Annotated in this window: 12 protein-coding genes; 4 read left to right on the forward strand and 8 right to left on the reverse strand. The window is 60.4% G+C overall.

Features of this window, described 5'->3' with window-relative positions:
* Nucleotides 1-51 precede the first annotated feature (51 nt).
* On the forward strand, nucleotides 52-783 hold the full coding sequence (locus HUW52_RS04550) for a helix-turn-helix transcriptional regulator (RefSeq protein WP_016987369.1): 732 nt from the start codon (nucleotides 52-54) through the stop codon (nucleotides 781-783).
* 141 nt (nucleotides 784-924) lie between these two features.
* The gene (locus HUW52_RS04555) at nucleotides 925-2,307 is read left to right on the forward strand and encodes an MFS transporter (protein ID WP_175553075.1); all 1,383 of its coding nucleotides are present in this window, start codon (nucleotides 925-927) and stop codon (nucleotides 2,305-2,307) included.
* 121 nt (nucleotides 2,308-2,428) lie between these two features.
* Here the strand turns inward: HUW52_RS04555 and HUW52_RS04560 are convergent, their stop codons facing one another.
* The 3 genes from HUW52_RS04560 to HUW52_RS04570 form a co-directional block, all read right to left on the reverse strand.
* A complete protein-coding gene (locus HUW52_RS04560; protein WP_042557518.1) occupies nucleotides 2,429-3,382 on the reverse strand; it encodes an adenosine deaminase in 954 nt (317 codons plus the stop codon).
* Nucleotides 3,383-3,462: 80 nt separating this feature from the next.
* Nucleotides 3,463-4,428 carry a 2-oxoglutarate and iron-dependent oxygenase domain-containing protein gene (locus HUW52_RS04565; RefSeq protein WP_175553076.1) on the reverse strand — a complete coding sequence of 322 codons (966 nt, stop codon included), beginning with the start codon at nucleotides 4,426-4,428 and terminating at the stop codon, nucleotides 3,463-3,465.
* 141 nt (nucleotides 4,429-4,569) lie between these two features.
* The gene (locus tag HUW52_RS04570; RefSeq protein WP_175553077.1) at nucleotides 4,570-5,643 is read right to left on the reverse strand and encodes a BMP family ABC transporter substrate-binding protein; all 1,074 of its coding nucleotides are present in this window, start codon (nucleotides 5,641-5,643) and stop codon (nucleotides 4,570-4,572) included.
* Between the two features lie 287 nt (nucleotides 5,644-5,930).
* On the opposite strand from HUW52_RS04570, the gene HUW52_RS04575 reads away from it, so the two are divergent.
* Nucleotides 5,931-7,022 (forward strand): calcium:proton antiporter, encoded by a 1,092-nt coding sequence (locus HUW52_RS04575; protein WP_175553078.1) that lies wholly within the window; start codon nucleotides 5,931-5,933, stop codon nucleotides 7,020-7,022.
* Between the two features lie 111 nt (nucleotides 7,023-7,133).
* On the opposite strand, the gene HUW52_RS04580 is transcribed toward HUW52_RS04575, so the two are convergent.
* From HUW52_RS04580 to HUW52_RS04590, 3 genes are all read right to left on the reverse strand, one after another.
* Nucleotides 7,134-8,492 carry an 8-oxoguanine deaminase gene (locus HUW52_RS04580; RefSeq protein ID WP_175553079.1) on the reverse strand — a complete coding sequence of 453 codons (1,359 nt, stop codon included), beginning with the start codon at nucleotides 8,490-8,492 and terminating at the stop codon, nucleotides 7,134-7,136.
* A 253-nt stretch (nucleotides 8,493-8,745) separates the two neighbouring features.
* Nucleotides 8,746-9,432 carry an SDR family oxidoreductase gene (locus HUW52_RS04585; RefSeq protein WP_175555639.1) on the reverse strand — a complete coding sequence of 229 codons (687 nt, stop codon included), beginning with the start codon at nucleotides 9,430-9,432 and terminating at the stop codon, nucleotides 8,746-8,748.
* Nucleotides 9,433-9,454: 22 nt separating this feature from the next.
* Entirely contained in the window at nucleotides 9,455-9,805 is a 351-nt protein-coding gene (locus tag HUW52_RS04590) for a MerR family transcriptional regulator (RefSeq protein ID WP_175553080.1), read from the reverse strand.
* 83 nt (nucleotides 9,806-9,888) lie between these two features.
* On the opposite strand from HUW52_RS04590, the gene HUW52_RS04595 reads away from it, so the two are divergent.
* Entirely contained in the window at nucleotides 9,889-10,368 is a 480-nt protein-coding gene (locus HUW52_RS04595) for a hypothetical protein (RefSeq protein ID WP_175553081.1), read from the forward strand.
* On the opposite strand, the gene HUW52_RS04600 is transcribed toward HUW52_RS04595, so the two are convergent.
* Both HUW52_RS04600 and HUW52_RS04605 read right to left on the reverse strand, forming a co-directional pair.
* Entirely contained in the window at nucleotides 10,357-11,283 is a 927-nt protein-coding gene (locus HUW52_RS04600) for an ABC transporter permease (protein WP_175553082.1), read from the reverse strand. The genes HUW52_RS04595 and HUW52_RS04600 overlap by 12 nt on opposite strands.
* A complete protein-coding gene (locus HUW52_RS04605; RefSeq protein ID WP_016987360.1) occupies nucleotides 11,283-12,389 on the reverse strand; it encodes an ABC transporter permease in 1,107 nt (368 codons plus the stop codon). Before HUW52_RS04605 ends, HUW52_RS04600 begins: the two co-directional genes overlap by 1 nt.

Here is a 12,389-nt window from a genome sequence, read left to right on the forward strand (position 1 = left end):
GTCAAGATGTCTGCGAGCAGTAGACGATACGATTCCACAGGGAGTGAATACATGGAACATGCACCTTGCATCAGCCAGATCGCCACGTTGCTGGCCGACCCCAAGCGCAGCGCGATGATGTGGGCGCTGATGGATGGCTCGGCCCGGCAGACCGAGGAGCTTGCGTTACTGGCAGGTCTGTCGCCGTCGTCGGCCAGTGCGCATCTGGCACGGCTGGCCTCTGGTGGTCTGTTGAAGGTCGAAGTTCGTGGTCGCAAACGGTTTTTCCGTCTCTCGGCACCGGAGGTGGGCGCGGCGATAGAGGCGCTGGCCAGCGCCACCATCGCCAGTGCCCCGCGCGAAGTCGCCGAGGTTTTCAAACGCAGCACCCCTTTGGCCAAGCCCCAGGCGGCACCGTCTTCGCTGTTGCGCGCACGCTTTTGCGACGATCATCTGGGTGGCACGCTGGCGGCCGACCTGTATCAGCGACTGCTCGACGCCGGCTGGATCGAACAGCTTGAACAGCGCGTGGTGGTGACCCTCAAGGGTGCAAAACAACTGGCAGGGCGGGGTGTGTTCATTCAGGCGCTGGCCCATCGCAATGTTCAGGTGGCCTGTGCCTGCCCGGACTGGAGCGAGCGTCGTCCGCACATGGGCGGTACCCTCGGCGCCGCGTTGCTGCAGTTGTTCATGCAATCCGGCTGGCTGACCCTGCCCAATGACTCAAGAGCGCTGCAACTGACGGCGACCGGGCAGCGCGAACTGCATCGATTCGCCAAGGAAACCGAGCTGGAGATGGCCTAGCAGAGCCGCTTGATCATGACCGGCCACGGCGGCATTCCGGCTGGCGTCGTCCACGGCTGCGAACAGGTCGCATCCAGCACGAACGCCCAGGCGTGATCGCGCACACTCGATCCGGGGACATTTCGGATTGGGGGACGCGGCATGGATAATCAAGGCTACAGTGCGGCAGAACGCTTGGAACGACTGCCGATCAGCGGTTATCACCGGATCATTTTTATCATCATCGCTCTGGCGTTTTTCTTCGACTCCATGGATCTGGCGATGATGACGTTCCTGCTTGGCTCGATCAAAGCCGAGTTCGGCTTGAGCAGTGCGCAAGCTGGACTGCTCGCCAGTTCGAGCTTTTTCGGCATGGTGCTGGGGGCGTCGCTGTCCGGCATGCTCGCCGATCGCTTCGGGCGCAAACCGGTGTTTCAGTGGAGCATCGTGTTGTGGGGCGTGGCCAGTTATCTGTGCTCGACGGCGCAAACGGTCGAGACGCTGACGCTGTTCCGCATCTTGCTGGGAATTGGCATGGGCATGGAATTTCCGATCGCCCAGTCGATGTTGTCCGAGCTGATTCCAGCGCAACGCCGCGGGCGCTACATCGCGTTGATGGATGGCTTCTGGCCGCTGGGCTTCGTGGCCGCCGGCGTGCTGTCCTACTTTCTGCTGCCACTGATTGGCTGGCGCGACATCTTTCTGGTGCTGGCCGTGCCGGCGGTGTTTGTGCTGGCGATCCGCTTTTTCATTCCCGAGTCACCGCGCTGGCTGGAGCAGGCCGGTAGGCATGAGGCGGCCGACAAAGTGTTGAATGGCATCGAGGCGCGGGTACGTTCGTCGCTCGGTAATGCCGCGCTGCCGGAACCGCTGCGCTTGCCGCGCACCGTGACGCCGCCGGGCGATTTCTTTGCGGCGCTCAAACAGATCTGGTCGCCGCAGTATCGCCAGCGCACCACGATGATCTGGAGCCTGTGGTTCTTCGCGCTGCTCGGCTTTTATGGGCTGACGTCGTGGTTGAGTGCATTGCTGCAACAGTCGGGTTTCGCCGTGACGCAGTCGGTGTATTACACCGTGCTGATTTCCTTGGGCGGCATTCCCGGGTTCTTGATGGCGGCGTGGCTGGTCGAGCGCTGGGGGCGTAAACCGGTGTGCATCGTCACCTTGCTCGGTGGTGGGGTGATGGCGTTTCTGTATGGGCAGAGTGCGGTGTTTGGCGGCAACGTGGCGCTGCTGATCGGCACCGGGCTGTTGATGCAGTTTTTCCTGTTCGGCATGTGGGCGGTGCTTTACACCTACACGCCGGAGTTGTATCCGACGTCGGCGCGGGCAACCGGCTCGGGCTTCGCCTCGGCGATTGGCCGGGTTGGCTCGCTGCTCGGGCCATTGGTGACCGGGCTGGTGTTCCCGATTACCGGGCAGGGTGGGGTGTTTGCGCTGGGCGCGGCGTGTTTTGCGATAGCGGCGGGGGTGGTGTGGTTGTTCGGGATGGAGACGCGGGGGAAAACCCTCGAAGAGCTGACTGAAACCCAAATCCCAGGCTAAACAAAGAACCCACTGTGGGAGCGAGCCTGCTCGCGAAAGCGGAGTGTCATTAAACGAAAATGTTAACTCACACTCCCTCTTCGCGAGCAGGCTCGCTCCCACATGGGTTCATTGGTGTTGCTTATGGCTTTACCAGTCGCGCATCCAGGCTGTTCTGCGCCAGGCGCTTGGCCTGATCCTGGGTCATGCCCAAGTGCTCGTACAGCGCATGGAAGTTCTCGGTCACATAACCACCGAAGTATGCCGGGTCATCGGAGTTCACCGTGACCTTCACGCCACGCTCGAGCATGTCGAGAATGTTGTGCTGCGACATGTGATCGAACACGCAGAGCTTGGTGTTCGACAGCGGGCACACGGTCAGCGGGATCTGTTCGTCGATGATCCGCTGCATCAAACGCTCGTCTTCGATGGCACGTACGCCATGGTCGATGCGCTGGATTTTCAGCAGGTCGATGGCTTCCCAGATGTACTCCGGCGGGCCTTCTTCGCCGGCGTGGGCAACGGTCAGGAAGCCTTCGTGACGGGCACGATCGAACACGCGCTGGAACTTGCTCGGCGGGTGACCCATCTCGGAGCTGTCCAGACCGACAGCGACAAACGCGTCACGGAACGGCAGCGCCTGATCGAGGGTTTTCTCGGCTTCTTCTTCGCTGAGGTGGCGCAGGAAACTGAGAATCAAACCGCTGGTGATGCCCAGTTGCTGCTCGCCATCCTTCAGTGCCGCGGCGATGCCGTTGAGCACCACTTCGAACGGGATTCCCCGGTCGGTGTGGGTCTGCGGGTCGAAGAAGGGTTCGGTGTGAATCACGTTCTGCGCTTTGCAACGCAACAGGTAGGCCCAGGTCAGGTCGTAGAAATCCTGCGAGGTGCGCAATACGTCGGCGCCCTGGTAATACAGGTCGAGGAATTCCTGCAGGTTGTTGAAGGCGTAAGCCTTGCGCAGGGTTTCCACATCGTTCCACGGCAGGGCGATCTTGTTGCGCTCGGCCAGGGCGAACAGCAGCTCGGGCTCCAGCGAGCCTTCCAGGTGCAGGTGCAGTTCAGCCTTGGGCAAGGCGTTGAGCCAGTCGTACATATTCTTTTCTCATCAGGTGCAATGACGGCATTCTACAGATGCTCGCCGAAACAATTGGCAAAACTTGACCAAGCGATCCATCAAACAGCTTCCTGCTCACGGCGATAAGCGTAGGTATCGGCGAAGCGCGACAGCAGGAATTCGGCGCAGGTGGTGGTCGGATATTTCGCCGGATGCTGTGCGTCCTGACATCCGGGCAGGCATTCGATGCGCGTGTCCGGGTGCGGCTCGGCGAAGAACGGCATCGAATAGCGATCCACACCGAACGGACTGATCACCCGGTGAGGAGTCGAGCGATAACGGTCGTTGCTCCAGCGCGCCATCATGTCACCGAGGTTGACCACGAAAGTGCCGTCGATCGGCGGTGCATCGATCCATTCGCCATTGACGTTTTTCACTTGCAAGCCGCCGGCGCTGTCCTGATAGAGCAGGGTGATGCAGCCGTAATCAGTGTGCGCGCCGGCACCTTGCTGCTCGGCGGAGCTGGCGGTGTGGCGCGGTGGGTAATGGATCATGCGCAGGACGCTGACCGGGTCAACGAAGCGGCTGTCGAAGAAATCGCGTTCGATGTTCAGGGCGATGGTCATCGCGCGCAGCAGGGTTTGCGCGAGGGCTTGCATGTCGAGGTAGTGCTGCTCCATCAGGGTTTCCCAACCCGCTTGCGATGGGTGCCGGTTCGGCCCGCGTAACGGTCTTTCAGCGAGCACGTCGGGATGCTCGGCCGGCAGGTGCAGGCCCATGTCGAAGGTTTCTTTCAGATCGCTGGGTTTGCTCGGGTCGAGTTGCTCGGTGGCGATCGCACCGTAGCCGCGATGGTGGCGGGTCTGGGTGATGTCGATCTTGAGTTTTTCCGCTGCGGGCAGGGCAAAAAAACGCTGAGTCTGATCGAGCACCGCGTCGATGCGTTGCGCTGAAATCGGATGGCCCTTGATGTAGAAAAAGCCCCATTCGCGGCAGGCTTGGTCGATTTGCCCGGCGACGGCAGGCCAGGCGTTTTCATCGTCACTATAGAGCGGGCTGATATCGATGATCGGAAGCTGATCCATACACAATCCTTGAGAGCGCTGAAGATCAAATGTAGGAGTGAGCCTGCTCGCGATAGCGGTGTATCAGATTCAGATATCTCGACTGAAACACCGCTATCGCGAGCAGGCTCACTCCTACAAGGGATGGTGGTGGGGCTGGGATTACTTCGGCATCTCAGCCTTCATGCCTTCCACGTAATAGTTCATCGATGCCAGCTCTGCATTCGTCGCACTCACGCCCGCCGGAATTTTCTCGACGCCGGCCTGATCCTTGATCGGCCCGGTGAACGGTTGCAGCGCGCCACTCTTGATGTCGGCAATGATCTGCTCTGCCTCGGCTTTCACCGGCGCCGGCACCAGGTCGCTGATCGGCAGTTCAACCGTGCCTTCCTTCAACCCGCCCCAGTAATCCTGAGGTTTCCAGCTGTGATCGATCACGCTCTGCGTCGCCTGAATGTAGTGCGGCGCCCAGTCGTTGACGATCGACGTCAGCACCGCTTTCGGGCCGAAGTGCGCCATGTCCGAGGCGTAACCCACCGCGTACACGCCACGACGTTCGGCGGCTTGAATTGGCGCCGGGCTGTCGGTGTGCTGGAACACCACGTCGACGCCCTGATCGATCAGCGCGTTGGCCGCATCGGCTTCCTTGCCCGGATCGAACCACGAGTTGACCCACACCACTTTGATCTCGGTGCCGGGGTTGTATTTGTTCAAGGCCAGTTGAATCGAGTTGATGTCGCGGATCACCTCGGGGATCGGGAACGAAGCGACGTAACCGATCTTTTTGGTCTTGGTCATCTTCGCTGCGAGGAAACCGCCGACGTAACGCCCCTCGTACGTGCGCGCCAGATAGGTGCCAAGGTTCTTGTCCTGTTTGTAGCCGGTGGCGTGCTCGAAGGTCACTTTGGGAAATTGCTTGGCGACTTTCACGGTCGGGTTCATGTAGCCGAAGGAGGTGGTGAAGATCAGGTCGTAGTTGTCCTTGGCCATGTTGCGGATGACCCGCTCGGCGTCGGCACCTTCGGCGACGTTCTCGACGTAGTTGGTGGTGATCTGGTTGCCGAATTTCTCCGCGAGTGCCTTGCGCCCCTGCTCATGCTGATACGTCCAGCCGTGGTCGCCAATCGGACCGATGTAGACGAAACCGACCTTCAGCGGATCGGCAGCGCTGGCGCTCAGGCTGATCCCCAGACCGAGGGCGGCGCACAGCAGTTTGTGCAGCGGACGTATTTGCATGAATTGGAGCTCCATTTTGTTGTGTGTGGTCAGGGCCAATGCAAATTGCTGACCAACAGGACAACAAACATTCCAGAACCGAGGCGGGGCCTTCGCGAGCAAGCTCGCTCCCACAGGGGGTCGCATTTCAATGTGGGAGCGAGCTTGCTCGCGAAGGGGCCGGCAGGGCCAATAAAAGTGCATGCCTGAAACCAGCTGCCATCGCTTGGTGCGCTAAGGTGTAACGAAACGTTAGCGCCGCCCCGCAGTCAGTAGCTCATTCGCTCTCTTCGGCAAAAAGGCCCGCCATGCTCACAATCCTCAAGCAAGAAAGCTTTCTGCTCCTGGCCGTCATCGCCGCGTGCGTCGCCTATCCGCTCGAACACTGGATGCTGCAAAGCGGCCAGATCGTTGCGCTGACTGCCGGCCTGGTGCTGATCGCGTTCATCGTCGCCGCCTCAATGCGCGTCGCCCATCACGCCGAATTGCTCGCCGAAAAGGTCGGCGACCCTTACGGCACGATGATCCTCACCCTCGCCGCCGTGCTGGTCGAAGTGGTGATTCTGGCGATCATGATGAGCAACGAAGCGTCGCCCACGCTGGTGCGCGACACGATCTACTCCGCCGTGATGCTCGACATCAACGGCATCCTCGGCCTCGCCGCGCTGATGGGCGGGATCAAGCACGGCGAACAGTCCTACAACGACGATTCAGCGCGCAGCTACAGCGTGATGATCCTCACCGCCATGGGCGTGTCGATGGTGGTGCCGGAGTTTATTCCCGAGGCCAACTGGAAGATTTATTCGGCGTTCACCATCGGTGCAATGGTGGTGCTTTACGCGCTGTTTCTGCGCATGCAAGTCGGCCCGCACAGTTACTTTTTCAGCTACAGCTACCCGGACAAACGCCGCAAGAAAGAACCGCAGGACGCGCAGGCGAAAGCACCGAGCATCGGCCTGTCGATCGGCATTCTGGTATTTGGCATTGCGGTGATCGGCGCCCTGGCCGAAGTGATGTCGAAGACCCTCGATCTGGGCCTGGAAGGCACGGGCGCACCGCCGGTGATCACGGCGATTCTGGTCGCGGCGATTTCCGCGGCGCCGGAGATTTTGACGGCGTTGCGCGCAGCGTTGGCCAACCGCATGCAGTCGGTGGTGAACATTGCGATGGGCGCGTCACTGTCGACGGTGATTCTGACGGTGCCGGTGATGGAGGCGATGGCGCTGTACACCGGCCAGCCATTTCAAATGGCGATGACGCCGGTGCAGACGGTGATGATCTTCATTACGCTGATCGTCAGCGCGATCAACTTGAATGACGGCGAAACCAATGCCATCGAAGGCATGACGCACTTCGTGCTGTTCGCGACGTTCATCATGTTGTCCCTGCTCGGTCTCTGAACCTGACGCTAAACAACTGTGGGAGCGAGCTTGCTCGCGAAAGCTGTGTATCAGTCAACTCAAGTACTGACTGACACGACGCCTTCGCGAGCAAGCTCGCTCCCACAGGGATCAGGTACCGGCGATCAACTGGCGCGCCGCCTGGCTGTGATCGGCGATCAGGCCTTTCAGATCCAGCCCTTCAACCTGGCCATCCACCACGCGCCACTTGCCACCGATCATCACTCGATCCGCACGATCCGCGCCGCACAACAGCAGCGCCGAAATCGGATCATGGCTGCCGGAGAAGCGCAGCTCATCGAGCTTGAACAACGCCAGATCCGCCTGCTTGCCCATGGCAATCTCACCAATGTCAGTACGGCCCAACAAGCTCGCCGAACCTTTGGTCGTCCAGCCCAGCACGCGTTCCGGGGTGATCTTCTCGGCGCCGTAACGCAGGCGCTGGATGTACAGCGCCTGACGCGCTTCGAGAATCATGTTCGAGGCATCGTTGGACGCCGAACCATCGACGCCCAGACCAAACAGCGCGCCCGCGTCAGTCAGATCAATACTCGGGCAAATGCCGGAAGCCAGGCGCATGTTCGAACTCGGGCAATGGCAAATACCGGTACCCGCCTGACCGAGACGAGCGATTTCGTCCGGGTTGAAGTGGATGCCGTGGGCCAGCCAGGTGCGCGGGCCGAGCCAGCCGACGCTGTCCAGATAATCGACGGTGCGCAGGCCGAAACGCTGCAGGCAGAAATCTTCTTCATCGAGGGTTTCGGCCAGATGCGTGTGCAGGCGTACGTCGAGCTTGTTTGCCAGATCAGCACTGGCCGACATGATTTCCGGGGTCACCGAAAACGGCGAGCACGGCGCCAGCGCGATCTGGATCTGCGCACCATCGCCGCGCTCGTGGTACTCGTGAATCAGGCGCTGACTGTCGTCGAGAATCACCTGGCCTTCCTGCACGGTCTGCTGCGGTGGCAGGCCGCCGTCCTTTTCGCCGAGGCTCATCGAACCGCGAGTGAGCATGGCGCGCATGCCCAGTTCACGGACGCTTTCGACCTGTACGTCGATGGCGTTTTCCAGACCGTCCGGGAACAGGTAGTGGTGGTCGGCCGCGGTGGTGCAACCCGACAGCAGCAACTCAGCCAAAGCGACTTTGGTCGCGAGGGCGAGTTTCTCAGGCGTCAGTCGCGCCCACACCGGATAAAGGGTTTTCAGCCACGGAAACAACGGCTGATTGACCACCGGCGCCCAGGCGCGGGTGAGGGTTTGATAGAAGTGGTGGTGGGTGTTGATCAGGCCCGGCAGGATCACATGCTCGCGGGCATCGAAGACTTCATTGCACGGCGCCGACGGTTGTTGGCCGGCAGCCAGCACTTCGACGATGACACCGTCTTGCACAACAAGACCGCCACGGGCATCGAGCTCGTTGGAGGTGAAAATGGCGAGGGGATTTTTTAACCAGGTACGGGTCGCGGGCATGTTGCCGGCTCCTCTGAAAATGGGGTTCAGGGTTGCCAGCTCAGTGATGCCCTGTCTGCTGATCCAGGGTCGCCGCGGGGGACGAGGTGCGCAGTTTCAAACAAAACGCTGCATCGGGCAAGCCCAACCCGACCACTCACCACGGTCCCTTGTAGGAGTGAGCCTGCTCGCGATAGCGGTGTGTCAGTCGGAAGATCAGTGTCTGACACACCGCTATCGCGAGCAGGCTCACTCCTACAGGGGATTTGGGTGCTTACCAGGGGATCGTTTCGCCCTTGTAATTGATGAAGTGATGCCCACCCTTGCCGGTGTACGCATTCACCTGATCGACCAGCCCACGGGTGCTGGTTTGCACGTCAAGGTCAGCCGCTTCGCCGCCCATATCGGTCTTCACCCAACCCGGATGCAGCGACAACACCGTCATCTTCTGCTCACCCAATTGCGTGACAAAACTGTTGGTCATCGAATTCAGCGCTGCCTTGCTGGCCTTGTACAGCGCCAGTCCCGGCGAGTCCGGCATGGTCACGCTGCCGAGCACGGAGCTCATGAACGCCAGCACGCCGCTGCCATCACGAATCTGCCCGACAAAGCGTTGTGCCAGATTGATCGGTGCCACCGCGTTGGTGAAAAACAACTGACCGACCTCAGCCAGTGTCGCGCCGCCCGGGGACTGATCTGCCGGGCCTTTGACCCCGGCGTTGACGAACAGCAGGTCAAAGGTTTCGCCCTTGAGTTGCTGACTCAACGCGATCACCGCTTGCTGGTCGTCCATATCAAGCTTCTCGATCCGCACCTTGCCTAATGCTTGAAGTGCGTCGGCATTGGCAGGATTACGCACAGTAGCCGTGACTTGCCAGCCGTCGGCCAGCAGGGTTTTCACCAGACCAAGGCCAAGGCCCCGGGAGGCGCCGATGATCAGTGCGTTTTTTGCAGACATGATGGGCTTCCTTGATGAATGAGGATCATGGATTCAATGGACAGGCCTGACGGAGCCGAAGTTGCAACTCCTGCCGCAGAACGTCGAGTTCGCGCATGCGGGTTTCGATCAATTGCAGTTTGTCGCGCAGCAACTGCGCCACAGCGTTGTCCGGATCGGGCGCGTTCCACAACGCCGCGACACTGTCACCGATCTCGCCGAGGGTAAATCCCAGACGCTGCGCCGTTTTGATATAGAGCACCAGTTGCACCATCTCCGGTGGATAGTCGCGGTAACCATTGGCACTGCGCTGCGCCGAAATCAACCCGCGCTGCTCGTAGAAACGCAGGGTGTCGCGGCTGACGGCGCTGGCCTGGGCTAATTCACCGATACGCATGCTGGCTCTCAAAAGGGCTATTGACCCTGGAGCATACTCCAGGCTTTACCGTGGAGGCTCCCTGAATTTCTGGAGCATGGATGATGTGGACTTCAACGCAGTATCGCAACGTGGTGCGCGGCAGTGCCTGGTATGACTTGATCGTCACGGCGGCGTTTGTCACGCCATGGAGTTTTGCCGCTTTGCATGGTTTTTTGACCGCGCTGAATTTACCCGGCGAGCTGCCGGTGTTTCAGCCTGTGCATATATTGATGGCGAATCTGCTGGGATCGGTGGTGTGTGTTTGGGCGGTGCTGCGGATTCGTGATCCGCAGGCGCTTTATGGGCGGTATGACGCGGTGGCCAGATTTTTGTTTGCGGGGTGGCAAGCGTATGCGCTTGCCCATGGTGCGAGTTCGATTCTGATTGTTTTCCTGGTCTTCGAACTGGCGTGGGGCATTGCTCAGGTGTTGCCTGTGCGGACGCCTTCGCGAGCAAGCTCGCTCCCACAGGGGAATGAGGTCAACTGTGGGAGTGAGCCTGCTCGCGATAGGGCCATTGAAATCACCGCATCAATGCCCTGACTGCCAAGGCTGCCCCAGCGAAACCGGTGCATACAACCGCGTCCGCAACGCATCCCGGGACAACAACACCAACACCACAATCGTCGCCACATACGGCAGCATCGCCAGCAAACTCGACGGAATCGCCAGCCCCAACCCTTGCGCCACCAAATGCAGGATGCTGGCGAGGCCAAACAGATATGCGCCAAGCAACAACCGCCACACCCGCCAACTGGCAAACACCACCAGCGCCAGCGCGATCCAGCCGCGCCCGGCGGTCATGTTTTCCGCCCACATCGGCGTGTACGCCAGCGACAGATACGCCCCGGCCAACCCGGCCATCGCCCCGCCAAACAGCACCGCCAAGGTACGCACGGTCAACACCGGCAGCCCCATCGCACTGGCCGCATCCGGATTCTCGCCAACCGCCTGAATGATCAACCCGACACGACTTTTGATGATCACCCACGCCACCAGCGCAAACAGCGCGAACGACAGATACACCAGCAGATCCTGGGCAAACAGCATCCGCCCGATCAGCGGAATTTCACTCAGCCAAGGAATCGCCAACGGCTCAAAACCGGCCAGCGGTTTACCCACCCAAGCCGCCCCGACAAAGGTCGACAGCCCGACACCAAAAATCGTCAGGGCCAAACCGGTCGCCACCTGATTGGCGTTGAACACCAGCGCCACCACCGCAAACAGCGACGACAGCAACATTCCGGCAAGCATCGCCAACAACACGCCCAGCCACAGGTTGCCGCTGTTCAGCGCGACGATAAAACCGATCACCGCGCCAAACAGCATCATCCCTTCCTGCCCAAGATTGAGCACGCCGCTCTTCTCGCAGATCAGCTCTCCCAACGCCACCAGCAACAACGGCGTGCCGCAACGCACCATGGCGTAGAAAATATTGCTCAACAGATCGATATCCATCACAGCGCTCCGGCGGTTACGGCGGTGGTCGAGGTGCGCTTCACCCAGCGCAGATTCAGGCGTGGCCGATAGAGAATCAGCACGTCACAGGCGAGCAGGAAAAACAGCATCATTCCCTGAAACAACTGGGTGATCGCCTGCGGCAGATTCAGGCTCATTTGCGCACTCTCGCCGCCGATGTACAGCAGCGCCATCAGCAGACTCGAAAACAAAATCCCGATCGGATTCAGGCGCCCGAGAAACGCCACGGTAATTGCCGCGTAGCCATAACCCGGCGACACCTGCGGCACCAATTGCCCAATCGGTCCGGTGACTTCGCAGACACCCGCAAGCCCCGCCAAACCGCCGCTGATCAACAGCGCCAGCCAGATCAAACGCTTCTCGCGAAAGCCGACAAACCCCGCCGCACGCTTGTCCAGCCCGAGCACTTTGATCTGGAAACCGACAAAGCTTTTCTGCAACAACACCCACACTGCGACCAGTGCGAGCAGGGCGAAATACACCCCGGCGTGCACGCGGCCATCCTCCATCAACAGCGGCAAACGGCTGGCGTCACCGAACATCGCCGACTCCGGAAAGTTGAATCCGGCCGGATCCTTCAGCGGCCCGTGCACGCAGAACAGCAGCAGGTTCAGGGCGATGTAATTGAGCATGATGCTGGTGAGAATTTCGTTGGCGTTGAAGCGTGTGCGCAACCACGCTGTCAGCCCGGCCCATGCGGCGCCGGCGAGGGTGCCAGTGAGCAGAATCAACACCAGCGCCCAACGGCTTTGCATGTCGATGATGTTCACCGCCAACGCACTGCCGGCCAGCGCGCCGAGAAGCAATTGCCCCTCAGCGCCGATGTTCCAGATCCGCGCCTGATACGCCACCGCCAACCCAAGTGCGCAGAGCAGAATCGGCAGCGCCTTGACCAACAATTCAGAGACGCCATACAAGTCGCTGACCGGTGCGATCAGCAGCGTGTGCAAGGTTTGCAGCGGGTCGTGACCGAGGGCGATAAACAGCAGCGAGCCGCAACCGAGCGTCAGCGCCGCCGCCAATAACGGCGAGCACCACAGCATCAGGCGCGATTGCTGGCCACGGGGTTCGAGGGAAAGCAGCAT

This window comes from Pseudomonas sp. 43A (genome assembly GCF_013363935.1).
Lineage (GTDB): Bacteria > Pseudomonadota > Gammaproteobacteria > Pseudomonadales > Pseudomonadaceae > Aquipseudomonas > Aquipseudomonas crudilactis.